Here is a 25619-nt window from a genome sequence, read left to right on the forward strand (position 1 = left end):
ATTGTTTTATTTTAGCAATACCAATACCCTTTTTAAATATTTCTTTTCGGGTAAGTTTTTAAATTAAAAATAGACTTCTTATAAACGATGTTGCAAATGCCATCTTTAGATTATGAACAAATACTTAGACATTATAAAAAACTCCTATTCCGATTATTGGAATTACGTAAAACAATCTGTTTTAATGGACCTCAATTGGGAAAACTATTTCTACGGATTAATTATTATTTCTTTAGTAGTTTGGGGATTAGAAGCTATTTTTCCTTGGCGCAAAAACCAATCATTATTTAGAAAAGACTTTTGGTTAGACACTTTTTACATGTTTTTCAATTTCTTTATTTTGAATTTAATTGTCCTTATTGCCTTATCTAATTCGGCAGCAGAATTGTTTAATGATATTTTAGGAATTGTAGGTTTGTCAATTGCAAATTTTCAATTATTAGAAATTAATAACCTACCATATTTTGCACGTATTTTTATCTTTTTCATTGTTGTTGATTTTGTACAATGGTGGACACATAGATTACTACACACATTCGAGTTTCTTTGGAATTTCCACAAAGTGCATCACTCAGTAAAAGAAATGGGCTTTGCCGCACATCTACGTTACCACTGGATGGAACCTGTAGTTTACAGTTCTTTAAAATACATTCCGTTAGCAATTATTGGTGGATTTTCTGCACAAGACGTAGCTATAGTCCACTTTTTTAACATTTTTATTGGGCATTTAAACCACGCAAACATTAATTGGGATTACGGTTGGTTAAAATACATTTTAAACAATCCGAAAATGCATATTTGGCATCATGTTAAAGTATTGCCTGAAGACAGAAAAAATGGTGTAAACTTCGGAATTACATTAAGTATTTGGGATTATATTTTTAAAACAAACTACATTCCATATTCTGGTAGAGATATCGAATTAGGTTTTGAAGGTGATGAAGAATTTCCTAAAAACTTCATAGAACAAGAACTATATCCTATAGTAAAAAAGTAACTCTTTTTGTATCTTTATCACTTTTTAAAATCAACTATATGAAATATATTAAAATTCTATTTTTATTCCTTTTTGTACAGGTTTCTGCGCAACAAGGAGGTATGTGGATTCCTTCGCTTTTAGAAGGAATGAACGAACAAGAAATGACTTCTTTAGGAAGTAAATTAACAGCAAAAGACATTTACGACGTAAACAATTCTAGTTTAAAAGATGCTATTGGGCATTTTAACGGAGGCTGTACTAGTGAAATTATTTCTCCAAAAGGTTTAATTTTAACCAATCACCATTGTGGTTTTGGTCAAATTCAATCTCATTCTACCTTAGAAAATGATTATTTAAAAGATGGTTTTTGGGCAATGAATTTAGAGCAAGAATTACCAAACCCAGGTTTATATATCGAGTTTATTGTGCGTATTGAAGATGTTACAGACAGCGTTCTTGCAGGTGTAAATGATTCTTTAACTGAAAGAGAAAAACAATCTATCATTACAAAAAATGGGAATGCTTTACAAAAAACAATCACTAAAGAAGCTTGGCAACAAACCAAAATAAAATCCTTTTTTCAAGGAAATCAATTCTTTTTATTTGTGACAGAACGTTTTGAGGATATTCGTTTAGTGGGTGCACCACCAACAAGTATCGGTAAATTTGGTAGCGACACAGATAACTGGGTTTTTCCTAGACATACTGGAGATTTTTCTATGTTCAGAATTTATGCAGATGCAAATAATCGCCCTGCAAAATACAGTAAAGACAACGTACCTTATACAACAAAACACTTTTTACCAATTTCTTTAGACGGTGTAGAAGAAGGAGATTTTACCTTAGTTTTTGGTTTTCCAGGAACCACAGATGAATACTTACCTGCTGCTGCAATTAAACATATTACTGAAGAATACAACCCAACAAATATTGCCATTAGAGAAGCTGCATTAAAGGTTATTGATGCAAAAATGAAAGAGAGTGATGAAGTTCGTATTAAATATGCTTCTAAACAAGCCGGAATTGCAAATTCTTGGAAAAAATGGATTGGAGAAAATTTAGGAATCCAAAAAAGTAACGCCGTAGAAAAAAGACAAGCTTTTGAAGCTACATTTACAAAAGCCTTGGCAGAAAAAAACTTAACAGAAAAGTATGGAAATATTCTTCCTGAATTTGATCGTTTGTATAAAGAGTTTGCTCCTATCAACATCAAAAGAAGAAACTTTATTGAAGTCTTTTTGGTGACCAATGAGCTAATGAGCATGACTTTTAGAGCATATCAATTTGAGCAAGCTATTAATAAAGATCCAAAGTCTTTTGACAAAGCAAAAGCTACTATAGAAAGCACTTTAAAAGGCATTCACAAAAATTATGATCTAGGTGTAGACAAAGGTGTGTTCGAAAATGTAATGCCTTTCTATAACGATAAAGTTGATGCTAGTATTTATGAAAAAACAGCTTTTACAAATCTAGATACCGCTTTACAATTGTTTGATGGAAAAGCTAAAAAGGTGCTTAAAAACTTGAATAATGATGCTGCATATCAATATGCAAAACCAATGATTGAAGCATTTTATAAGGATCTGAATAGAGAATATCAACTAAAAAACGAACCGATTGTAGCTTTGCAAAAAACCTACATGAAAGCATTGATGGAAGCATTGCCAAATGCGCGTTATTTTCCGGATGCAAACAGTACTTTACGTGTTACTTACGGACAAGTAAGAGGTTATGCGCCTAGAGATGCCGTTTACTATAATCCTGTTAGTTATTTAGATGGAGTTATTGAAAAATATGTTCCTGGAGATTATGAATTTGATGTTCCAGAAAAATTGCGTGAACTTCATAAAACAAAAGATTACGGACAATATGCTGATAAAAATGGTAAAGTTCCCGTTTGTTTTTTAGGTACAAATCACACCACAGGTGGTAATTCTGGAAGTCCTGCAATAGATGCTGAAGGAAACTTAGTCGGTCTAAATTTTGATAGAGTTTGGGAAGGAACCATGAGTGATATGAACTACGACCCTGAAATCTGTAGAAACATTATGGTTGATGTTAGATATGTATTATTTATTGTTGATAAATATGCTGGAGCGACTCATTTAATAGATGAAATGACTATAGTACACCCGAAGAAAGGCAAATAATTAAAGTATATATTAAGTATTAAAAAAGGTTTAAGAAACATTTATTTTCATGTTTCTTAAACCTTTTTTTTGTGTTGAAAATTCAGTGTATTTCTGTCACTAAATAGTAATACTACATTGTAGGTTTCGAAGTTATTCCTTTTTGAAATGACTCAATACACTAACACATTCTAAAAAAATAACTTGAACTATGAGATTCCTCTTCGTTCCTCATTCAGAATGACAATTATAACTCTTTAAGAAAATAAAGGTTTTACTTATTTCTACCTTTTTCATTAGGGTACAAACTTGGTAAACTATCACTTTGTACAAATTCTTTGGTGTCAATATTTAAGCCAGTAACCTTTCCCTTAAAAGCGGCACCTGTATCAACATTCCAAACATTTGCAATGTTTATTGGGTTTGGTTCATTGTAGTTTGTTGTTGGCGTATGACCAATGTAAATTTCTTTATAGTGTTGTATTCTTTTCGGATAGAATAAAGAATCTTTTTCGATTTTAGAATCTAAAGCTAAAAGCATCTCCCACAATGATCTATCTAAATAAAACAACTCTTTAAATTGCTCTTTTTCTACGCCATGTAAAGAAGTAAAACCAGCATGTAAAAACAATCTATTTTCTGTATCTATATGATATAATGGTAAGTTTTCAAAAAAAGTAAGGTGTTGCTGTTTCTCTTCAATAGAGAAGCCTGCATAACTTTCCATGGTTTCTTTACCTCCGTGTAAAAACCAAATAGGATTTACATCATTCGCATCTTTTAACCAATTCTGACACCAAACATCATGATTTCCTTTGATAAAAACACAGTCGAATTTTTGAGACAACTCTAGTAAAAGCGCAACAACTTGTGCAGATTCACTCCAACCATCTACATAGTCTCCCATGAAAATAATTCTATCTCCATCTCTTAATTCAAGCTTATTTAAAACCTGAATTAATGCTTTTAATCCTCCATGAATATCTCCAATTGCAAAAGTTCTCATTTAAATTTGTTTTTGACAAAACTAAGTATTTTTATAAGAGAACAAGAATTGTAAGATTAAATTTAGATTACTAATCTTACTTTTTAGAAATACTTTTAAAGATCTCCAAACCTCATTATTCTGCAGTAAAAGTTTCTTGTATCATCAGGTTTACCCAAAAATCATCACTTAAACCCATTACAGTAATTTTATAATCTTCATTTAAAATTAATGCTGCTGGTGTATCTAAATTTATTTTTGAAGTAACGTTAGAAGTGTCATAATATTGAAACAATTTATCCTCTGTAAAAGTTCCGGATAAAAAATCACTATCAGCATCCGTAATTATTTCTAAATATTCAACATTTTCTAAATAAGAACCATCCGTCCAAGTAAATATCGGCATTAATGATTCACTCGAATCTATGGTAAGATCGGTAAACCATTCTGTAGGTCTTGTTTGATTTTTAATTTTTACTGGATTAGAAATATGTAATGTTTCATTAATAACATACGTAACAATACACCAACTTTCTGAATCATCTGTTCTATTGTACCTTCTAAGTTCACCTCCATAAACAGCTTCATCTGTCAGCATTTTTCTTCTATAATTAGAAAAATCTGTTTCATCTACCAACGTATTATCTGTTTCATAATACCTCATGGCAGAAGAACCTATTAAGAAATCATAATAAATATAAGAAAGACTCTGGGAACCACTACTACTTGCTGCAAAAGCTAGCGCACTTTCAATTGTTTTTGTTGAATTTAAAGCCACATACTCTTCCAAATTTCTTGGTACAAATGATTCTAGAATTACAGTATTTACCCAATAATCATCACTAATTGCCATCATTGTAAAAAGATACTCTGTGTCTTCTACCAAATCATCAGGCGTTCCAGAAACGTTTAAAGAACTCTCTACATTAGACGTGTCATAATATTGAAATGTTTTATCTAAAGTATATGTTCCGGAAACAAAAGTTTCATCGTCTACTTCAGAAATAGCTTCAAAATAAATTACATTATCACTCACTCCAAAATCTGACCAAGTGAATTTTGGGGTTATTGTTGTTGGATATTCTATAGTAACTTCATCCGTCCAACTTGTTGGGTTTGTTGCATTTTTTAAACGAATTGGATTCGATTTATGCAAATCACCATCTAACATATAGGTAACGATACACCAATTTTCTTCGGAACCAGACCTTGAAAAACGCTTCAATTCTCCTTCATAAACATTAGTTGCAGTTAGGTTCTGTCTTCTGTAATTAGAAAAATCTAATTGATCTACATTTAGGCTATCTGCTTCATAATATCTAATATCCGTAGCTCCTTCTCCTGGTGCAGCATATATATATGTTGTACTAGTGTCTCCACTTGCACTTGCTGCATATGCAAAAACGTCTCCTAAATCTGTATTTGATGAAGTATCTATATATTCCTGTAAATTTCTTGGAACAGTAATATCATTATCTTCGGTACAAGAAAATAAAAAAAAGCAAACAAAAACTGTTCTCAAAAAATTTTTAATAGTCATATCTTTTTAAATTTTAATCGTAATAATTGGCAAGGTAGAATGATTTGCAATATCCTCGGCAATACTTCCTGCAAAAATATGAGATAATCCTTTTCTACCATGCGTAATTACAGAAATTAAATCTGCTCCTAATGCATTCGAAAAATTTAGGATCCCTTTTTCTACAGTTCTATCGCAAACATAATTTACATTAATCATTCTATGAACATCTCCTTCTGCTTTCAATAAAAAATTATTTGCCATTTTTTCCATTTCAGAAGTTGTTTTAAATTCTTCATTTGGTAAATTCACATATAAAATATGTTTTTGGGCATTTAAAAAGTCTAATGTTTTTAACATTCTTTGAAATCCTGGAATACTTTCTTCAGAAAAATCTGTGGCTACCACAATGTCTGAAAAATCAGCATTTACCATTTCATTTTTTATAACTAAAACCGGTAAATTTGCAAATCTTACTACTTTTTCTGTATTAGAACCTACAAAAAATTCTTTTAAACCACTTGCACCTTCAGATCCCATAATTATTAAATCGGCATCTAGCTCTTTTGCAATGTCATTTATCTCACTAAAAACTTTAAACTGTTTTATAACTGGAATAAGTTTTACCCCCTCTAAAAAATCTTTTACCAGAAAATCTTTAAACTTTTTTTCTGCTAATTTTAAGAAAAAAATTGCTTTTTCATGCTGATTATCTTCACTTTCCGTTAAAGAAATTTCTTGTAAATCTAACATGTGCAACGCGTAAACAGTTGCTTTGTATTTTTTTGCTAACAAAGCAGCCGTTTTTAAGGCATGCTCAGAATGTACAGAAAAGTCTATGGGTACAATTATTTTTTTCATGGTTGTAGTAGTTTTTTGTTAATATGCTAATTTAAGCGCTAATTACCTAAATATATAGGATATTCGTCATATTTTAGATTGCTAATTTTCTTGATATAATTTTCTAATTGTTGCTTCTGCTGGTTTATTTTGTGGTGTAAATCTATTATCATTATTTCCACCAACTTTATCGTGTTTATGAAACCACTTCCAGATAAAACCACCTGCAAACCATTCTTCTTTCCAAAACTGATTATGGATTGCTTGTAAACCATTTACCTGAGCTTGCAAATTTACACTACCTTCTACCCTATTTGCGTCCCAAGGTTCTTTACCTGTATAATCTACACTTCGGTAACCGAACTCTGTAAATAAAATAGGTTTATTAAATTTCTGTTGAACTTGTAAAATTTCTTTTTTGTGAGGCTGCCAACTTAATTCGAACTCCTTCACAGAAGGTGTTTTTTTATCGCTTAAAGGAAAGTAAGCATCTACACCAATAAAGTCTAATTCCTTCCAAAACATAACACGTTTATATTCATCCCAATTTGCAGCGTAGGTTAATTTCCCTTTGTAAACTTTTTTGATTTCTATAATTAATTGATGCCAATATTCTGGCCTATTCATTACAAAATCTTCTAATTCTGTACCAATACAAAATATGTCTGCATTAATTTCTTGTGCTGCTTTTGCATAGGTTAAGATAAAATCTGAGTAAGAAACTTCTAATGTTTTCCAGTTCTCTTCAGAATCCATTTTTATATCACCTGTAAAAAAACCATGACCAACCCAAATTTGAGGTTTCACCATAATTTTTACATTCTTTTTCTGAAATTCTTCTGCATACTGCAATAAACCTCCTCTAGTTTCTCCAAACCACTGTCTGCTAGAATTAAAACCAACTTTAGGAAAAGAAAGGTCTCTGATAAATCCAAATGGCATTAATGCAACATAATTACTTTGCGCTTCTAAGACCGAATTTATATGTGTTTTATTTATTGTATCTCTTGATGCAACAAAACTTAATCCGTTTATTTTTTTCTGTTGACTATTGCATGATAACTGAATGAATATCAACAATAAAAAAAGTAGTTTATAGGTTTTCATATCGCCCGAAAATAGCTATTTAATAAAACAATGCTCTTAAACCAATGTTAAAACTTTGTACTAATAGTATAAATATTCCTCTTACTTATTTACTCTCTAAATTTTATTTAATAATCGGCATCTGTATCGATCTTAAATATTTCTTTAGAAAACTATCAAAATCATTATTAGTTCTTTTATCCATTCCTAGAATTATGCTAATCATTTAGTTAAGTATCTAAAAACAAGTAGTACTAACCACAATTAATAGATACTTTCATCCATAAAAAAATTACTCAAAAAATAAAACATTCTCCTTAATCACATTCAACAAAGACCTATTTCTTTATTTAAATCCATTCTAAATTAATCTATGCGATTAAGTTCTTAACTTTAGCTTCGACTTAACCCTCAAGAATCAATCACCCTATGAAGCATATTGTAATAATCGGTAACGGAATTTCTGGAGTTACCACTGCGAGACATATCAGAAAAAATTCTGATCATAAAATAACAATCGTTTCTGCAGAAACTAAATATTTCTTTTCTAGAACTGCCCTTATGTATGTCTACATGGGACACATGAAGTTTGAACATACACAACCTTACGAGAATTGGTTTTGGAAAAAAAACCGCATAGAACTACGAGAAGGATTTGTTAGTAATGTAAATACAGACAAAAAAGAATTAGAGTTTAAAGATGCATCTACTCTTTCTTACGATCAATTAATTATAGCAACAGGATCTAAACCCAATAAATTTGGCTGGCCAGGGCAAGATTTAGATGGAGTTATGGGTATGTATCATAAACAAGATTTAGAAAAATTAGAAAAGTTTGCACCAGACAACAAGGCTTGTAAACGCGCAGTAATTGTTGGTGGTGGGTTAATCGGTATTGAATTAGCAGAAATGTTAAGAAGCAGAAAAATACCTGTTACTTTTTTAGTGCGTGAAGATAGTTTCTGGAACGGGGTTTTACCTACACAAGAGTCGGAAATGATTAACAATCATATAAAAGAACATCATATAGATTTACGTTTAAGCACCAATTTAAAAGAGATTAAATCTGATGAAAACGGACGTGTAAAATCGATTATTATTGAAGAAACTGGAGAAGAAATTCCTTGTAATGTGGTTGGATTAACTGCTGGTGTAACTCCAAATATAGATTTCTTAAAAGAATCTGGTATCGCCTTAGGTCGTGGTGTAAAAGTAAATCGATTTTTAGAAACAAATATAAAAGATGTTTTTGCAATTGGAGATTGTGCAGAACAACACGAAGCTATTGGGCAACGTAGAAATATTGAAGCTGTTTGGTACACTGGTAGAATGATGGGCGAAACTTTAGCGCAAACAATTTGTGGCAATAAAACAGCTTACAAACCTGGACATTGGTTTAACTCTGCAAAGTTTTTAGATATAGAGTATCAAACCTATGGTTGGGTCTTTAGCGAAAAAGGTAAGCAAGAAAATGAAACCTATTTTCAATGGCAACATCCAACAGAGCATAAATGTATTACCATTTCTTTTGATAAAAATACACATCTATTTTTAGGGATAAATACCTTCGGAATTAGAATGCGCCATGAAATTTTTGACAAATGGTTAACCGAAAACCAATCTATTGAACATGTTTTAGAGTATTTAGCCGACGCTAATTTCGATCCTGAATTCTTTAAATTACATGAAGCTGAAATTTTAGCAAAATTCAATACAGAAAACAACACCAATATTCAATCCAAAAAGAAAAGTTGGAAACGTATTTTTTCTCTTAATTAAAGAAATACGTTTAAAGAAATCCAATTTTAACTCATAACACCCCATAATTATTTTGAAACTCATAAAACAATCAGGTTTAATCATCTTCTTAGCAGGATTAACCTTCTTTATAGCTACCGTTTTCACAGGTTCGTTTAACTTAAAACAAGCGGAATTAGATACTTTTATAAAAGAAAAAGGCTATAAAAGTGAAATTATAAAAGAAGAATTATCAAAGGCAATTGTAACAGAAGAAAACTTAAATATTTTTCAATTCTCTAGCCGTGTAATCAATGCTTACGAAACCTCTAATAATCATTACGATGCATTAATTGCTAAATATGATTCAGAGAAAAATTGGGACGCAAAAGGAAAACAATTTCAATATAAAATCTCAGGAAAACCACATAGTATCAGTTTTGAACTTGCAAAAAAATCGGGTAAAGGTTTTGCTGCAGACAATACAGGTTTAGCTTGGTTTTTAACCTTTGGTTTAGGTATTATTGGGGCACTTATGTTTATTGTGCCTGATGTAATTTTATTAGGTAAACCTGGAATTAAAAACGATGGTATTTTCTTAAGCGCAGTTACCAACCGTGGTTGGATTGGTTGGTTTACTTTTATATTCTTGGTTACTTTTTATATTTTACTTTACTTTTATCCAGATTTCATTGTAAACTGGGTGTATTTAGTAGATCCAATTAGTAAATCTCTTAGCGGAAACCCTGCAGGTCAATGGTTTTTATATGGTTTTTTATACTGTACAGTAATGACAGTTATGGCAGTGAGAATGTATATAAAATACCGTCATAATAAATACCAAATATTAAGAACTACTTCTGTTTTATTCTTTCAAATTGTATTTGCTTTTTTAATTCCAGAAATTTTAGTTCGTTTTCAAATGCCTTGGTATGATTTTAAAAATGCTTTTCCTTTAGATTACGACTTTTTCTTTAGATGGAATTTAGAAGAACTGCTTGCTAGTGGTGCTTTTGGCTTATTTATTTTAGTTTGGGGAGTTGTTTTAACTATTGTAGTTGTACCTGTAATGGTTTATTTCTTCGGAAAAAGATGGTATTGTTCTTGGGTTTGTGGTTGTGGTGGTTTGGCAGAAACATTAGGAGATCCTTATAGACAAAACTCTAGTAAAACCCTACTTTCTTGGAGAGTCGAACGTATTGTAATTCATACTGTATTAATTTTTGTTTTGGTAATGACTGGGTTTGCTTTGTACACTTTCTTTACCCAAGAAAGTCAAGTTTTAGGTATTAAGACACAAACGATTCAAGATATTTATGGCTTTTTAATAGGTGCTATTTTTGCGGGAGTGATTGGTACTGGTTTCTACCCAATTTTTGGGAATAGAGTTTGGTGTCGTTTTGGTTGTCCGTTGGCTGCATATTTAGGTTTTGTACAGCGTTTTAAATCTAGGTTTAGAATTACCACAAATGGTGGACAATGTATTTCTTGTGGAAACTGTTCTACATATTGTGAGCAAGGAATTGACGTAAGAGCTTATGCACAAAAAGGAGAAAACATTATACGTTCTAGTTGTGTAGGTTGTGGTATCTGTTCTGCAGTTTGCCCAAGAGGAGTTTTAAAATTAGAAAACGGACCAGAAGAGGGTAGAATTAATCCTACAGAAATCTTATTAGGAAACGATGTTGACTTAATGGATTTGATGAATAAGAAGTAAGAATAAACTTTACGACTTATTTTAAAGCTATTCAAAAATATCCTGAAAAGCATTTCTTTAAGTTCGTAAGAAAACGAAACATATATTACTGAATGTAAAAAGATAAAGCCACAAAATAATTTTTGTGGCTTTATAAATTAAACTAAACTAACACTCAATTTTATTATAGATTTAATAATAAAAATCGATCTATTACATGAACAATACCATTGGTAATTATCATAAATAGAGGACAATGTATTTCTTATAGAAACTTGTTCTACGAATTATGAGCTAGAAATTGATATTAGAGCTTATGCACAACAAAAAGGAGGAAACATCTTACGTTCTAGTTGTGTTGGTTGTGGTATCTGTTCTGCAGTTTGTCTAAAAGAAGTTTTAAATTAGAAAAACAAACCAGAAGAAGGTAGCAGCATTAATGCTTCATAAATTTTATTAGTAAACGATGTTGACTTAATCGTTTTAATGAATAAGAAGTAGAAGTAAACTTTACGACTTATTTTTATGCTATTTAAAAAGCATTTCTTTATGTTAGTAAAAACTAAACATATATTCCTGAATATAAAAATCAATTTTTTGTAAAAAATAAAGCCACAAAATAAATTTGTGGCTTTAAAAATCAAACTAAACTAACACTCTATTTTATTATAGATTTGGTAATAATACTCTATCTATTACGTGAACGATACCATTTGTTGTTTGTACATCTGGTATTACCATATTTGCAACTTCACCACCATTTCCTAAACCAGTAACCGTAAGTGTACCATTAGTAAAAGCACCTAAAGTTAAATCATCTCCTCCTAATGGAGATACTGCTCCTTCACTTAACTCTGAAGTAAATTTACCATCGTTTGCTATTACATGATTTAAAAGTACAGATGTTACTACCTCTACTGGTAATTGACGAATATCTTCTGGTTTTGTAAAAGTTAATCCTAATGCAGCACCTAAATCAATAAATGCCTGGTCTGTAGGTGCAAATACTGTAAATGAAGGGCTACCTTCCGAAGCTGAAAGTGCTCCTGCTAAATCTGCATAAAGTACAGCTTCCACTAAATAAGTTAATTCTGGTGATGTAAAAACCTGAGCCGTTTGAAGCGCTATTGCTGTTTGTACAATATCTGCTCCAGAAGCAATCATAACTTTATCAATTACATGCACAGTACCATTACTTGCCATAACATCGGTTGCCAATATTTTAGAACCATTAATATATGTATCCCCATCACGAGTTATAAAACGTCTGTCAATTCCAAGAGCAGATGTTGAAGAAACATCAGCAGAAATTGCTGAATTAAGTAAATTTCCATTAGAAACATGATATAATAATGTATTCGTCAAAAATGATTTTTGAAGTGCTCCCAAAGTATTTTCATTTAATCCCAATCTTGCAAAAGCATCATTAGTTGGTGCAAAAACGGTATAATCTCCAGAAGCATCTCCTGGATTAGGGTTACTTAAAACAACAGCAACACCTCCAGCTACCGCTGCAGCTTCTAACGTACTAAAATCTTGATTTGTAACAGCAATATTAGCTACAGAAGGTAATTCTTCTTCGTAATTAGATGTTGTTTCACATGAACTTAATGTACTAATAGCCATCGCTGACATTAATATATATTTTGATATAGATAAATTTTTCATAATTGTATATATTTTTTATTGATTGATTAAAATGAGTAAACAACACCACCGTAAACCCCTGTAGATTTACCAACGTTTCTACCACTAACATAACTACTAACTCCTGCTGTTATACCTACAGATGCATCTAATGGCACAAAACCATTAACACCTATTCTTGTATAGTTTACACGTGTTGCAGGAAAAAAGCCTTCAAAACCTTCGCCTAAAATATCTACACCATCTTTATCTGATAATTGGTTAGCAACAAATGCATCTACGTAAAATTTAGAGGATGCATACCCTAACTTTAATTCTGTGATAAAAGCATTTGGAACATCGTTACCTCTTAAACTGTAACCAGCCTGACCTGTTGCAAACATTCCTGAATCGTTTTTAAAAGTAGCAATACCAAAAGCACTAAACTTAGTCGACTCATTTCCAATAGCAATAATAGATTGCAAACCTTCATCTGCTCTGTAACTACCTAAAGGTGTTTCTAAACCAGCAGCTCCAATTAAGGATAAAGAGTTTTTATCAAAATCAAAAGTGTGAATTTTATACTTCGCATAAATTTTTAAATCTTGAAATCCTTTTCTTTCATTTTGAAAGCCATTATTTGCTAATACTTCACTACTTGCATTTCCTTCAGATTTAATATAAGGTACATTTAATACAATATTAAAATTATCGGTTACACCAATTTCTCCGTATAAAGAAATACTTGTTGTAGTTACATCATTAAATACAGGTACTCCGTCTACTTCATTAGGTACTAAAAATACCTTACTATAAGATTCTTGAGAATAAGATAAGACCAAAGCGCCTTCTCCTGTTTTTTTCATAAATCCACTTACTGGGCTCTGAGCCATACAAATAGTGGTAAACATCATGCATAATCCTGCAAGAGTTCCAATGTTATTCATTTTTTTAATTGTCATAATTGTTTTGTTTTAAATGTTAGTGACACCATACTTACGTAAAAAAACAAGTAGCGGTTTTAAAATTTTTAAAAAAACCTTAAACTAAATAATTTCGTATGTATTAAACACAAGAAATAACCGACTAAACAAGAGATTGACATGTTTAGGTATTTTATTAATTAACCTATAAATAGTAACTAACTAATTTCAATTCACTAAAGAACAAGAAACTATAAACAAAAAAAACAATATGATTCTTAAATATGCATTATGTCTCTTTTTTATTTCAACCTATGCTCAAAATGAAAAAGAATTTGTTCAAATTTTTAATACACAAGGAAATTTACAATCTAAAGGATGGATTCAAAATAATGAAAAGGTAGATTTCTGGACTTTTTATCATTTAAATGGTAACATTTCAAAAAAAGGTCATTTTAATCACGATAAAAAAAATGGATATTGGTACTTTTACACCGAAAATAATATATTATTAAAAGAAGGCACTTATACGAATGATTCTGCTAATAATTGGTGGACCTTTTACAGTAATAAAGAGAAGAAAAAAATTCAGTTTAAAAATGGTGTTAAAGATGGTTATGCATTGATTTATAAAAATAATCGTCTAAAAAAAGCAGAACATTATAGTGCAAACGAAAAAACGGGAGAGTGGACATCTTATTTTATATTTAAGAAAGATAATCCAAATGTAAATTTTTAATGGATCAACTAATAAAAGTAATTATACCTGCTTATAACGAGCAAGATTCTATAGCAAATGTTATTAACGACATTCCTAAAATAGTAAACGAAGTTATTGTAATTAGCAACAACTCTACAGACAATACAGAAGTTAATGCAAAAAATGCAGGTGCAACTGTTTTAACAGAAGCAAGAAAAGGCTACGGTTACGCATGTTTAAAAGGGATGGAATACATTAGTAAGCAAGAAACAAAACCAACTATTATTGTATTTCTAGATGGAGATTATTCTGATTACCCAGAACAGTTAACAGAATTAATTCACCCAATATTGCATGATAATATCGATTTTGTAATTGGTTCTCGTGTAAAAGATACGAGAGAAAGTGGTTCTATGACGCCGCAACAAGTCTTTGGAAATTGGCTAGCTACCTTTTTAATGAAGTTATTTTTTGGCGCAAAATATACAGATCTAGGTCCTTTTAGAGCTATAAAATACGATAAACTACTAGCCCTAAACATGGTAGATAAGACTTATGGTTGGACCGTAGAAATGCAATTAAAAGCATTAAAACAAAAATTAAGTTACGTAGAAATTCCTGTAAAATATAGAAATAGAATAGGCGTTTCTAAGGTATCAGGTACTGTAAAAGGAAGTATCTTTGCAGGAATTAAAATATTAGGTTGGATTTTTAAATACAGTTTTAAATAGTGGTTATAGAATACATTATCATAATTATTTACTCGTTATCGTTATTGCTCATTTTTATGTATGCATTAGCGCAATTAAATTTACTTTTAAACTATTTAAAAGCAAGAAAGAAAGTAGATAACTCAGAAAAATTTAATTTCTCAAATACAAATGAGATTCCGTTTATTACCATACAATTACCCGTTTATAATGAGTTGTATGTAATGGAGCGCTTGTTAAAAAACATTGCGTTATTAGAATACCCAAGAGAAAAGTTAGAAATTCAGGTTTTAGATGATTCTACCGACGAATCTGTAGAAATAACTGCGAAACTTATCAAAGAAATTCAAGCGCTTGGTATAGACATTCAGCATACTAGAAGAAGCAATAGACAAGGATTTAAAGCAGGTGCGTTAAAAGAAGGTTTAAAAACAGCCAAAGGAGAATTCATCGCTATTTTTGATGCAGATTTTTTACCAGAACCAGATTGGTTATACAAAACTGTTCCTTATTTTAAAGACCCAGAAATTGGTGTTATTCAAACACGCTGGGGGCATATTAACAGAGATTATTCTACGCTTACTAAAATTCAGGCTTTTGCTTTAGACGCACACTTTACGTTAGAACAAGTAGGTAGAAATAGTCAAGGACATTTTATTAACTTTAATGGTACTGCTGGTCTTTGGAGAAAAGAATGTATTTATGATGCTGGTAACTGGGAAGGAGACACGCTTACTGAAGATTTAGATTTAAGCTATAGAGCACAATTAAAAAATTGGAAATTTAAATACCTAGAAAACGTAGTTACACCGGCAGAATTACCGGTAGTTATTAGCGCTGCTAGATCTCAACAATTTAGATGGAATAAAGGTGGTGCAGAGAATTTTCAGAAGATGATGAAACGTGTTATTAAAAGTAAAAACGTTCCTTTTAAAACTAAAATTCATAGTTTATTACACCTATTAAACAGTTCTATGTTTACATGTATTTTCTTGGTAGCAGTTTTAAGTGTACCTATGTTGTACATTAAAAATGAATATGCGCATCTAAAAATATACTTTTATGTAATGAGCTTTTTTGTAATAAGCTCACTAATATTTTTTGTTTGCTATTGGTTTATGTTTAAAGCAATTTATGGTGGCGGATTTGTAAAATTCATAAAATATATTGGATCTTTTTTTACCTTTTTCTCCATTGCAATGGGGTTTTCTTTACACAATACAATTGCTGTTTTAGAAGGTCATTTAGGTAAAAAAAGTGAATTTATAAGAACTCCAAAATTCAATATTAATGGATTAAAAGGAGAATGGAAAAGCAACAAATACATAAAGAAAAAGCCATCTTTTCATGTTATTTTAGAAGGTTTATTGGCTCTATATTTCGTTTTTGGTATGTACAGTGCATTTGTTGTAGGAGACCAAGGTGGAGATTTCGGTTTATTTCCTTTTCACTTAATGCTTTTTATTGGGTATAGTTATGTATTCGTTAAATCAATATTCTCGAAAGTTTAATGTCGTCTTTTACCAAATACAAAGACGTATTCCTAATTTTAATTAGCACACTTTTATATGTAATTTTTGCCTATTATTTAGAAAGAACAGAATTCTATAAACTTTTATTTTTATGGTTTTCACTTTTTACTTGTTTCTTTTTTTTGATAAAAAGCAAATCTATAAACATCTCAACTTTAATTGGATTAGTGATTCTTTTTAGGTTGATTTTTCTCTTCGCTATCCCAAATTTATCTCAAGATTTCTACAGATTTATTTGGGATGGACGTATGATTCTTGAAGGATTAAATCCGTATTTATCGTTACCAAAAACCTACATTCAACAAGGTCTTCACCCAATAGCAGAAACATCAAATTTGTATGCTGGTATGGGAGAAATGAACGGAAGCCACTACACCAATTATCCTCCTATAAACCAACTCTGTTTTTTAATAGCTGCGTTGTTTGCTAGTAAAAGTATATTTGGTTCTATTGTAGTTTTAAGACTGATTATTATTCTTGCTGATATTGGAATTCTGTACTTCGGAAAGAAACTACTAGAAGGATTAAACTTGCCTGTAAAAAACATTTTTTTGTATGCGTTAAATCCCTTTATAGTTATAGAAATGACAGGTAACTTGCATTTTGAGCCAGTTATGTTATTTTTCTTAATTTGGAGTTTTTACAAATTACATCAACAAAAATGGATATGGGCCGCAGTTCTTTTAGCCTGCTCTGTTTCTGTGAAGCTAATTCCGCTATTATTTTTACCTTTGTTTTTTCAATGGTTTGTAAACAATAAGATCAATGCCACAAGCATAAAAAAATCTTATAGTGATAAAAAATTAAAATGGATTACTGCCTTCTCGGGAATCAAAAAATTGATAGGTTTTTATGCAATAACATTATCAACCATCATCATTCTATTTCTTCCTTTTTACTCATCTGAATTCGTTAATAATTATGCTAATTCTGTTGGTTTATGGTTTCGTAATTTTGAATTTAATGCAAGTTTCTATTATATTTTCAGAGAAATTGGTTACCTATTTAGAGGTTATAATGAGATTGCAATTATTGGGAAAACCACTCCCATTTTAACGATATTATTTTTAGTAATAATCACTTTTTTTAGAAAAAACAACTCTTTAATTCCATTAATCACAGCAATGTTATTTGCATTGTGTTTTTATTATTTCACGGCAACAACCGTACATCCTTGGTATTTGGCAACACCTTTAGTTTTATCCGTTTTTACGAAGTATCGCTTTCCAATAATCTGGACAATTGTAATTATTTTTAGTTATCAAGCCTATGCAAACAATCCTTGGAAAGAAAACCTGTGGTTCGTTGGTATAGAATACGTTATCCTCTATGGATTTCTTATTTTTGAACTTCTAAAGAACCGTAAATATTATAAAATTGTAAAATAATTATTTTATATCATAACTATGATTGGAATTTTGTATTTTAGTCTTTAATTTTTGAATCTAATATGAAAAGACTTACCATAAAAGACATTGCTAAAGAATTTAATGTTTCTATTTCTACTGTTTCTAAAGCACTTAACGACAGTTATGAAATTAGCGTAAGTACAAAAGATAAAATTCAAAAATACGCGAAAGAGAAAAACTACAAACCTAACTTTAATGCACTAAGTTTAAAGAATAGACAGACCAAAACTATCGGAATTATCATTCCGAATATGTTAAACTATTTTTTTGCGCAGGTATTTAACGGTATCGAAAAAGTTGCCAACGACAGAGGTTATAAAATAATTTCATGTATTTCTAATGAGTCTTTTAAGAAAGAAGTAGAAACTATTGAAATGCTTTCTAACGGAAGTATCGATGGTTTTATATTATCGCTTGCAGAAGAAACCGTTTCTAAAGGAGATTATAAACACTTTCAAGAAGTTTTAGACAATGCGACTCCTATAGTTATGTTTGATAGAGTTGCTGAAAAATTAAAATGTGACAAGGTGGTTACAGATAATTTTGACAGTGCTAGAAGTACCGTTTCTTATTTAGTAAAATCTGGTCATAAAAACATTGCCTTTATTTCTACAATGAATAATTTAGATATTGGAAGAAGAAGACAATTAGGTTATTTAAAAGGTTTAGAAGATTACAATCTTAAAGCCGAAAAAAACCTCATCATAAATATTGATGACAATTATAAAAACTACGAGAATATTTTAACTCCTATTTTTAAAGACAACACTATAGATAGTGTTATTGCTACAGACGAATCTTCTGCTATTGCAGCAATGAAAGTAGCTATAAAACAAGGACATAAAATTCCAGAAAACTTTTCTGTTATTTCCTTTTCTAACGGAATCTTAGCAAGACACTCTAGCCCAAGAATGACTACTGTTAGCCAACACGGAGAAATTATGGGAGCAACTGCTGCAGAAATGCTTATAAACAGACTAGAAGACAAGTCTAAGGTGAAGAAAAAGCATGAAACTGTTATTGTTAAGACAGATTTAGTTGAAAGAAATTCTACTAAAAACATATTATAATTCCACATCTATTTACAGCACAATGAATTTATCTAAAGTAAAATTAGTAGTTTCTGATATGGATGGAACATTACTAAACTCAAAAGGTGAAGTAAGTACCTTATTCTTTGACTTATTTAAACAACTGAAAGAAAAAAACATTACTTTTTGCGCTGCAAGCGGAAGACAATATAATAGTATCGTTTCTAAACTAGATGCCATTAAAAATGATATTTATGTAATTGCAGAAAATGGTGGAATTGCAAAAAAAAATGATGACTTATTAGTCATAAATTTACTTTCTGCAGAAAAAATTAAAAAAATTCTTCCGATTTTAAATAGTATAGAAAACTCTCATGTAGTTTTGTGTGGAAAAAATGGGGCATTTATAGATTCTAAAGATGAAGATTTTATTGATTTGTTTCAAGAATATTATACCAAATACCAAATTGTAGATGATTTATATAGCGTTATAGACAAAGAGGATTTCTTAAAAGTAGCAATTTATCATTTTACATCTTCAGAACAATACGTATACCCACTTATAAAAGATTTTGATGAAGACTTATTAATTAAAATCTCAGGAAAAAACTGGTTAGATATTTCTGATAAAAAATCAAATAAAGGAAATGCTTTAAGAAAGGTTCAACAAATCTTAAATATTACCAAAGAAGAAACGATGGTTTTTGGTGATTACCATAATGATATAGAAATGTTAAGAGAAGCCGATTTTAGTTTTTCTATGAAAAATGCTCATAAAGACATTACCAAAATTGCTAATTACGCTACCGAAAGTAATGATAATTATGGCGTAGAAAAGGTACTAACACAATTAATAGAAGCTAAATAACAAACTTGTTTTTATCTAGTAAGCAAGTGCTGCCCAATAGATATTGTATTATCTTTTAATCCGTTAATTTCTTTAATTGTCCCAACAGTTGTATTAAATTTTCTAGCAATAGAGTACAATGTATCTCCTTTTTTAACCTCATAATACTTACCAATAGTTTTCTTGGTTCTAGCATCATCCGTCACAACATCTATATTTTTATTGCCACCTCTATTTTTTATTTTATCAAATTCATGTAACCTATAGTCTTCAATAATTTTGATAAGTTTATTTGGATATTTTTTATCCGTGGCATACCCTGCTCTTCTTAACCCTTTAGCCCAACCTTTATAATCATCACTATCATAATCAAACAAAAAAGCATACCTTCTTCTTTGTGTTAAAAATGCAGAATGATCATCATAAGAAGATTCTACATATTGGTATTTTCTAAAGCATTCTCCTTTATGATCATCGTCATGATAAACGCGTTGTCCTTGCCATTCACTATGACATTTTATACCAAAGTGATTGTTAGATTTTAAAGCCAATTCGCTCCTTCCTCTACCCGATTCTAAAATACCTTGGGCTAACGTAATACTAGCAGGAATTCTATGCAAATGCATTTCTTTAACAGAAACTGCTGCATATTTTCTAATATAATCTAAAGTTTGTTTATTTAAATTTGAGTTTTTAGTTATTAAATCTTTAGTTCGTTCTACTTCACTTGATGTAGGTATTTTTACAGGCTTCGGTTCATTTAAAACAACACCAGCATCCCTTTTAGTTCTACTAGCTTTTTTGCTAGACCCACAACTTGATAAAATTAATAAACTAACACAAAATAATACAACTCTTAACTTCATATACTTTTAATTATTGGCTCATTTTTCTTTTCTAACATCTGGTTAAATCCAGCAATTCCCTGAATTCCTCCTGTATGAATTGCCAAAATCTTAGTTCCTTCAGCAAAAAAATCTTTTTTAATTAAATCGACAATACCAAACACCATTTTCCCCGTATAAATAGGGTCTAATAGAACGCCTGTTTTATCTGTAAAATCATTAATAAACGTAATTAATTCTTCACTATGCTTGGCATAACCTCCAAAATGATATCCTTTTTGTAATTTCCAATTATCATTTTTAATGGTATATTTTTTTATTTCTTCGGATAAAAAGTTTCCTTTCAACGCAGGGAAACCTAATACCTTTTGTTTTCTTTTTAACGTTTTTATCAAACCAGCTAACGTACCTCCAGTACCAACTGCAGCACATACGTAATTAAACTGAGCATCTTCTTTTGTTAAAATTTCCTCACAGCCATTCACTGCTAAAAAATTTGTTCCTCCTTCTGGAATTAAATAAAAATCGCCCCATTTATTTTTCATTTTCTCTATAAAACCAAAAGACGTTTTTTGTCTATATAATTCTCTGGATACAAAATGAAATTTCATACCATGCTCATGCGCAACCTTTAATGTTGGGTTTTCCTCTAAAGTTTGTTCTAAGTTCTTTCCCAATTCCTCACCTCTAATAATACCAAAGGTTTTTAAGCCTTCCATATTACCAGCAACAGCAGTTGCAACAATATGATTTGAATACGCACCACCAAATGTAAGTACCGCCTTTTTTTTAAGTTTTTTAGCTTCTTCTAAATTGTATTTTAATTTTCTAAATTTATTCCCCGAAACAAAAGGGTGAATTAAATCTTCTCTTTTTATAAAAAGTTCTATATTTTTTTCTTCTAAAATAGGAAGAAAAACTTGTTGGTTTTGAGCGATAAATTCACTCTCGAAAAAGGTTTGGTTTGTATTACTCAATGTTAAGAATTTGTTACCGCAAAAATAACAGATATTATTTTGATACCTACATAATCTTCACTTTTTAAAGTTAAAACTGCAACTTAACATACTTTTTAGAAGAAACATACCCAAAACACCTTTAAATTAACCCCTTACCTAAAAACCTGCCATTAAAAAAGCTTACAAATAGTGGCTAAAGAAAGAAACAATTCTATTTAGATTTTAAAAATAGCTTATAAAAACAGAAATAAGCTCTTAATTTTTTAAGAATCTCATATAAAACCGTCAAATATTACTACACAAAAGGAATAAATCATTGCTTTTCCTACAAGGTAAAGTAAGCTTGTTTATACTTAGAAATAACTAATTATCACTCATTAAAAAATAAATCAAAATAGTTGATTGTTTTTTAGCAATAATAAAACTAAAAGAAAAGAAGATTTTCATCAACAGAAACCACAAGAAAACATTAAAACAAACGATTAAGAAACTAATTAACATCTGTTATCATGATAGTTAACAATAAAAAATTAATTGCAAAATAATTGTATTTATTTTTTAACTCATGTATTTTCAATCAAAAAAAAGTATAATTTTACTTAAAATATATATCGCGATTATGCTTCTTAAATGAACAAATACATTGTTGCCAATCAACCTGAAAAATGGCTTTTTTCGATTGATAATATTACCGTAATTTCCTCACAAGAATATCTTACCAACCCAAAATATTCTACTATAAAAAAAGCTAGAATATTTAACCTTTGTAAAAACTACAGCTACCAATCTAAAGGATACTATGTTTCTCTATTAGCAGAAGCGAGAGGTCATTTAGCCATACCTACTGTAAAAAACATTGTAGATTTAAAAACATTGAAACTCGTAAAAATAGTTTCAGAAGAGTTTGATGATGAGATTCAGCAAAGTTTAAAAAACATCAAATCAAGGTCTTTTACTTTAAGTATTTATTTTGGTCAAAATGTTGCACAAAAATACAAAGGTCTCAGTAGCTTGTTTTACAAACACTTTCAAGTACCTTTTTTACGTGTTCATTTTAGTTTTAATAACAAATGGAACATCCAAAGTATCGAAGCTATTTCTGAATCTGAAATACCAAACGAACACCTAGAATGTGTCTATGAATTTGCAAATCAATATTTTTCTAAAAAACGATATGACACACCTAAGTTAGCTACGTCAGATTTTGATTTAGCCATCTTAGTAGATCCAAATGATCCTGCTCCACCAAGCAATGCCAAAGCCTTAAAAAAGTTTGTGGATATTGCTGAAAAAATGAACATCTATGCAGAAATTATTGAACCAAAAGACCTCAGTAGATTGTCTTCTTTTGATGCATTATTTATTCGTCAAAGTACAGAAGTAAATAACGAAGCCTACGCATTTGCACGCAAAGCCCAACAAGAAGGAATTGCTATCATCGATTATCCGGATGCTATTTTAAAGTGCTGCAATAAGGTTTTTATGGCAGAAGCTTTAAACAATGCCAACATAGCAACCCCAAAAACAATTATTGTACATAAAGATAATATGGACACTGTTATTGATAAAGTAGGTTTACCATGTGTTCTTAAAGCACCAGATTCTACTTTTTCATTTGGTGTAAAAAAAGCAAAAACGGAAATTGAGTATGCTGATTTAGTCAATGAAATGCTTAAAGAATCTGACCTCATTATTGCACAAGAGTTTTGCCCTTCTGATTATGATTGGAGAATTGGTATTATTGATGATAAACCCTTCTTTGCTTGTAAATATTACATGGCAAAAGGACATTGGCAAATATACAATTGGAATGCAAAAAAGAAGAAAGAGCAAGATGGTGATGCAGATTGTTTACCGATAGAAAAAGTGCCTAAAAAAGTTTTAGATATGGCTTTAAAATCGGCAAGAATTATGGGAAAAGGTTTGTACGGAATAGACATTAAAGTTGTAAACAACAAACCGATGGTGATTGAAATTAACGACAATCCAAATGTAGATTTTGGTGTAGAAGATGCCTTTTATGGTGATGTAGTGTACACAGAAATTTTATCAGCATTAAAAAAACGTTTAGAATAAAATGGGAACAAAATATAAATTGTTTGAGGTTTTTGGTATCGAATTAGAATACATGCTAATTAATAACACCTCTTTTAAAGTTGCACCAATTGTAGATGTTTTATTGACAAAAAAAAATGGAGCACTTACTTCTGATATTGATAATGGAACCATTGCCTGGAGCAACGAATTGGTTGCACATGTTGTGGAAATAAAAACAAACGGACCAACAGCAGATCTTACCAACTTATCGGAAGAATTTCATAAAAACCTTCTAGAAATTAATGCTATTTTAAAACCGTTGAACACAAAATTATTACCAACGGCTTGCCATCCTTTAATGAATCCTTTGCAAGACACACAACTATGGAAACATAGTTATAGTGAAGTGTACGAGTTATATAACCGAATTTTCAACTGTAAAGGTCACGGTTGGTCTAATGTACAAAGTACGCATATTAATTTACCTTTTTATGATGATGTTGAGTTTGAAAAACTACATGCTGCAATTCGTGTTATTTTACCTTTAATTCCGGGCTTATGTGCTAGTTCTCCTATTTTAGAAGGCAAACTTACAGGTTTTAAAGACACCCGATTAGAGTACTACAAAACCAACCAAAAAGAGATTCCGGAAATGACTGGTAAGGTTATTCCTGAGCAAGTTTTTTCTAAATCGGATTATCATAAAGCTATTTTTGATCCTATTAAGACAAAAATAAAAAAACACGACACCAACAATATTTTAGATCATCATTTTCTAAATTCTAGAGGAGCCATTGCTCGTTTTGATAGAAATGCAATTGAAATTAGATTGGTAGACATACAAGAATGCCCAAAGGCAGATATTGCTATTTGCGTGTTCATTATTGAAGTTTTAAAACAATTGGTCAACGGAAAATTAGCGAGTTTAGAAATTCAAAAAAGCAGGAACGAGCAAGATTTATTCAATATTTTAAACCCAATTATTAAGGTAGGGGAAAATTGTAAAATCAGCAATAAAGAATACTTAGCTCTTTTTAATCTTTCTGATGATTACACCGTTAAAGAAGTTTGGAAACATCTTTTTGAATTGGTAAAAGAAAATATTTCTGAAAACTATAAAGAAGCATTGCAAATTATCTTTAAACACGGAACATTGGCAACAAGAATAGAAAATGCACTTGCTGCTGATACTTCGGATAAAAACATTATAAACATTTACACACAATTAGCAAATTGCTTAGAAACCAACACGCTATTTATCCCAAATAAATAGAAATGAAACTGGTAATTACTTGTGAACATGGCGGAAATGAAATTCCAGAAAAGTTCCATACTCTTTTTAGTGATAAAGAAATTTTAAATACCCATAGAGGCTATGATTTAGGTGCTTTAGATGTTTTTAACGCGCTAAAGCACTTAGCAATTTACACCAATTACAGCACAACAAGTAGATTGTTCATCGAGTTAAACAGATCGCTTTGGCATAAAAACTTGTTTTCAGAATTCACGAAGAAACTATCTTTTATAGAAAAAGAACACCTCATAAAAAGCTATTATGAGGTGTATAGAAATCGTGTAGAAAATCAAATTAAAGCACTTATTACAAAGAAAAATAAGGTTATACATCTTTCTATTCATTCATTTACCCCTATATTAAATAACGATGTTCGGAATTGTGATATTGGCTTGTTATATGATTCTTCAAATTTACATGAAAAAAATATTGCCATACAACTTAAAGCTAGCTTGCATAACATAAACCCAAAATGGAATGTGCGCTTTAACTATCCTTATTTAGGAAAAGCAGATGGATTTACAACGCATTTAAGAAAGCGTTTTAAAGAAAACTATATCGGAATTGAGATTGAACTCAATCAAAAATTTTCTAAAAACAACATTATGAATTATCAACTTAAAGAAGATTTACAGAAAGCGATTTCTAACATATTAAAATAAAAAAATACCGAGAGACAACACTATAAAAAAACGTACAAATAAAACTTAAATTTATTTGTTATTTTTCTTACTT

21 protein-coding genes are annotated in these 25619 nt (G+C 30.4%); 13 read left to right on the top strand and 8 right to left on the bottom strand.

Annotated features, from left to right (window positions below):
* The first annotated feature begins 112 nt into the window (after positions 1–112).
* Both H0I28_RS09670 and H0I28_RS09675 read left to right on the top strand, forming a co-directional pair.
* Positions 113–997: a sterol desaturase family protein gene (locus H0I28_RS09670; RefSeq protein WP_218758968.1), complete on the top strand. Its 885-nt coding sequence runs from the start codon at positions 113–115 to the stop codon at positions 995–997.
* Between the two features lie 38 nt (positions 998–1035).
* Entirely contained in the window at positions 1036–3129 is a 2094-nt protein-coding gene (locus H0I28_RS09675) for a S46 family peptidase (protein WP_218758969.1), read from the top strand.
* A 253-nt stretch (positions 3130–3382) separates the two neighbouring features.
* On the opposite strand, the gene H0I28_RS09680 is transcribed toward H0I28_RS09675, so the two are convergent.
* The 4 genes from H0I28_RS09680 to H0I28_RS09695 form a co-directional block, all read right to left on the bottom strand.
* A complete protein-coding gene (locus H0I28_RS09680) occupies positions 3383–4114 on the bottom strand; it encodes a metallophosphoesterase family protein (RefSeq protein WP_218758970.1) in 732 nt (243 codons plus the stop codon).
* 115 nt (positions 4115–4229) lie between these two features.
* The gene (locus H0I28_RS09685; RefSeq protein WP_218758971.1) at positions 4230–5633 is read right to left on the bottom strand and encodes a hypothetical protein; all 1404 of its coding nucleotides are present in this window, start codon (positions 5631–5633) and stop codon (positions 4230–4232) included.
* A 6-nt stretch (positions 5634–5639) separates the two neighbouring features.
* Complete coding sequence (locus H0I28_RS09690; RefSeq protein WP_218758972.1) at positions 5640–6473, bottom strand: universal stress protein; 834 nt, start codon at positions 6471–6473, stop codon at positions 5640–5642.
* Between the two features lie 81 nt (positions 6474–6554).
* Positions 6555–7559: a glycoside hydrolase gene (locus H0I28_RS09695; RefSeq protein ID WP_218758973.1), complete on the bottom strand. Its 1005-nt coding sequence runs from the start codon at positions 7557–7559 to the stop codon at positions 6555–6557.
* Between the two features lie 408 nt (positions 7560–7967).
* Here H0I28_RS09695 and H0I28_RS09700 point away from each other — a divergent pair, with 408 nt between their 5' ends.
* Positions 7968–9317: an NAD(P)/FAD-dependent oxidoreductase gene (locus tag H0I28_RS09700; RefSeq protein WP_218731268.1), complete on the top strand. Its 1350-nt coding sequence runs from the start codon at positions 7968–7970 to the stop codon at positions 9315–9317.
* 52 nt (positions 9318–9369) lie between these two features.
* On the top strand, positions 9370–10992 hold the full coding sequence (locus H0I28_RS09705) for a 4Fe-4S dicluster domain-containing protein (RefSeq protein ID WP_218731269.1): 1623 nt from the start codon (positions 9370–9372) through the stop codon (positions 10990–10992).
* 645 nt (positions 10993–11637) lie between these two features.
* Here H0I28_RS09705 and H0I28_RS09710 read toward each other — a convergent pair.
* Both H0I28_RS09710 and H0I28_RS09715 read right to left on the bottom strand, forming a co-directional pair.
* Positions 11638–12639: a fasciclin domain-containing protein gene (locus H0I28_RS09710; RefSeq protein ID WP_218758974.1), complete on the bottom strand. Its 1002-nt coding sequence runs from the start codon at positions 12637–12639 to the stop codon at positions 11638–11640.
* A 26-nt stretch (positions 12640–12665) separates the two neighbouring features.
* Positions 12666–13559 carry a hypothetical protein gene (locus tag H0I28_RS09715; protein ID WP_254712761.1) on the bottom strand — a complete coding sequence of 298 codons (894 nt, stop codon included), beginning with the start codon at positions 13557–13559 and terminating at the stop codon, positions 12666–12668.
* Positions 13560–13791: 232 nt separating this feature from the next.
* Between H0I28_RS09715 and H0I28_RS09720 the strand changes: the two genes are divergently transcribed.
* From H0I28_RS09720 to H0I28_RS09745, 6 genes are all read left to right on the top strand, one after another.
* Positions 13792–14259, top strand: coding sequence for a toxin-antitoxin system YwqK family antitoxin (locus H0I28_RS09720; RefSeq protein WP_218758975.1), 468 nt, complete (start codon positions 13792–13794; stop codon positions 14257–14259).
* Entirely contained in the window at positions 14259–14951 is a 693-nt protein-coding gene (locus H0I28_RS09725; protein WP_218758976.1) for a glycosyltransferase family 2 protein, read from the top strand. Before H0I28_RS09720 ends, H0I28_RS09725 begins: the two co-directional genes overlap by 1 nt.
* A complete protein-coding gene (locus H0I28_RS09730; RefSeq protein WP_218731273.1) occupies positions 14951–16441 on the top strand; it encodes a cellulose synthase family protein in 1491 nt (496 codons plus the stop codon). The genes H0I28_RS09725 and H0I28_RS09730 overlap by 1 nt, the downstream gene beginning before the upstream one ends.
* The gene (locus H0I28_RS09735) at positions 16441–17850 is read left to right on the top strand and encodes a mannosyltransferase (protein ID WP_218758977.1); all 1410 of its coding nucleotides are present in this window, start codon (positions 16441–16443) and stop codon (positions 17848–17850) included. Before H0I28_RS09730 ends, H0I28_RS09735 begins: the two co-directional genes overlap by 1 nt.
* A gap of 62 nt (positions 17851–17912) precedes the next feature.
* Positions 17913–18941 (top strand): LacI family DNA-binding transcriptional regulator, encoded by a 1029-nt coding sequence (locus tag H0I28_RS09740; RefSeq protein WP_218731275.1) that lies wholly within the window; start codon positions 17913–17915, stop codon positions 18939–18941.
* Positions 18910–19770, top strand: coding sequence for an HAD family hydrolase (locus H0I28_RS09745; RefSeq protein ID WP_368384396.1), 861 nt, complete (start codon positions 18910–18912; stop codon positions 19768–19770). The genes H0I28_RS09740 and H0I28_RS09745 overlap by 32 nt, the downstream gene beginning before the upstream one ends.
* An 11-nt stretch (positions 19771–19781) precedes the next feature.
* Here the strand turns inward: H0I28_RS09745 and H0I28_RS09750 are convergent, their stop codons facing one another.
* Positions 19782–20615 (bottom strand): glucosaminidase domain-containing protein, encoded by an 834-nt coding sequence (locus tag H0I28_RS09750; protein ID WP_218758978.1) that lies wholly within the window; start codon positions 20613–20615, stop codon positions 19782–19784.
* A complete protein-coding gene (locus H0I28_RS09755) occupies positions 20612–21532 on the bottom strand; it encodes a 1-aminocyclopropane-1-carboxylate deaminase/D-cysteine desulfhydrase (protein ID WP_218761694.1) in 921 nt (306 codons plus the stop codon). Before H0I28_RS09755 ends, H0I28_RS09750 begins: the two co-directional genes overlap by 4 nt.
* Positions 21533–22183: 651 nt before the next feature.
* Between H0I28_RS09755 and H0I28_RS09760 the strand changes: the two genes are divergently transcribed.
* Genes H0I28_RS09760 through H0I28_RS09770 form a run of 3 tightly spaced genes read left to right on the top strand, consistent with a single transcriptional unit; the run spans position 22184 to position 25546 of the window.
* Positions 22184–23629 (top strand): RimK family protein, encoded by a 1446-nt coding sequence (locus tag H0I28_RS09760; protein ID WP_218758979.1) that lies wholly within the window; start codon positions 22184–22186, stop codon positions 23627–23629.
* A 1-nt stretch (position 23630) separates the two neighbouring features.
* Positions 23631–24863, top strand: coding sequence for a glutamate-cysteine ligase family protein (locus tag H0I28_RS09765; RefSeq protein ID WP_218758980.1), 1233 nt, complete (start codon positions 23631–23633; stop codon positions 24861–24863).
* A gap of 2 nt (positions 24864–24865) precedes the next feature.
* A complete protein-coding gene (locus tag H0I28_RS09770; RefSeq protein WP_218758981.1) occupies positions 24866–25546 on the top strand; it encodes an N-formylglutamate amidohydrolase in 681 nt (226 codons plus the stop codon).
* Positions 25547–25619 lie beyond the last annotated feature (73 nt).

It is taken from the genome of Polaribacter sp. AHE13PA, from assembly GCF_019278505.1.
In the GTDB taxonomy this organism is placed as follows: Bacteria; Bacteroidota; Bacteroidia; order Flavobacteriales; family Flavobacteriaceae; genus Polaribacter.

What these genes read in the sequence shown, in the direction of transcription:
- H0I28_RS09740 (WP_218731275.1), top strand. Translation starts at nt 17,913, where the DNA reads ATGAAAAGACTTACCATAAAAGACATTGCTAAAGAATTTAATGTTTCT.
- H0I28_RS09720 (WP_218758975.1), top strand. Translation starts at nt 13,792, where the DNA reads ATGATTCTTAAATATGCATTATGTCTCTTTTTTATTTCAACCTATGCT.
- H0I28_RS09700 (WP_218731268.1), top strand. Translation starts at nt 7,968, where the DNA reads ATGAAGCATATTGTAATAATCGGTAACGGAATTTCTGGAGTTACCACT.
- H0I28_RS09735 (WP_218758977.1), top strand. Translation starts at nt 16,441, where the DNA reads ATGTCGTCTTTTACCAAATACAAAGACGTATTCCTAATTTTAATTAGC.
- H0I28_RS09680 (WP_218758970.1), bottom strand. Translation starts at nt 4,114, where the DNA reads ATGAGAACTTTTGCAATTGGAGATATTCATGGAGGATTAAAAGCATTA.
- H0I28_RS09690 (WP_218758972.1), bottom strand. Translation starts at nt 6,473, where the DNA reads ATGAAAAAAATAATTGTACCCATAGACTTTTCTGTACATTCTGAGCAT.
- H0I28_RS09715 (WP_254712761.1), bottom strand. Translation starts at nt 13,559, where the DNA reads ATGACAATTAAAAAAATGAATAACATTGGAACTCTTGCAGGATTATGC.
- H0I28_RS09760 (WP_218758979.1), top strand. Translation starts at nt 22,184, where the DNA reads ATGAACAAATACATTGTTGCCAATCAACCTGAAAAATGGCTTTTTTCG.
- H0I28_RS09670 (WP_218758968.1), top strand. Translation starts at nt 113, where the DNA reads ATGAACAAATACTTAGACATTATAAAAAACTCCTATTCCGATTATTGG.
- H0I28_RS09675 (WP_218758969.1), top strand. Translation starts at nt 1,036, where the DNA reads ATGAAATATATTAAAATTCTATTTTTATTCCTTTTTGTACAGGTTTCT.
- H0I28_RS09770 (WP_218758981.1), top strand. Translation starts at nt 24,866, where the DNA reads ATGAAACTGGTAATTACTTGTGAACATGGCGGAAATGAAATTCCAGAA.
- H0I28_RS09765 (WP_218758980.1), top strand. Translation starts at nt 23,631, where the DNA reads ATGGGAACAAAATATAAATTGTTTGAGGTTTTTGGTATCGAATTAGAA.
- H0I28_RS09710 (WP_218758974.1), bottom strand. Translation starts at nt 12,639, where the DNA reads ATGAAAAATTTATCTATATCAAAATATATATTAATGTCAGCGATGGCT.
- H0I28_RS09695 (WP_218758973.1), bottom strand. Translation starts at nt 7,559, where the DNA reads ATGAAAACCTATAAACTACTTTTTTTATTGTTGATATTCATTCAGTTA.
- H0I28_RS09725 (WP_218758976.1), top strand. Translation starts at nt 14,259, where the DNA reads ATGGATCAACTAATAAAAGTAATTATACCTGCTTATAACGAGCAAGAT.
- H0I28_RS09685 (WP_218758971.1), bottom strand. Translation starts at nt 5,633, where the DNA reads ATGACTATTAAAAATTTTTTGAGAACAGTTTTTGTTTGCTTTTTTTTA.
- H0I28_RS09750 (WP_218758978.1), bottom strand. Translation starts at nt 20,615, where the DNA reads ATGAAGTTAAGAGTTGTATTATTTTGTGTTAGTTTATTAATTTTATCA.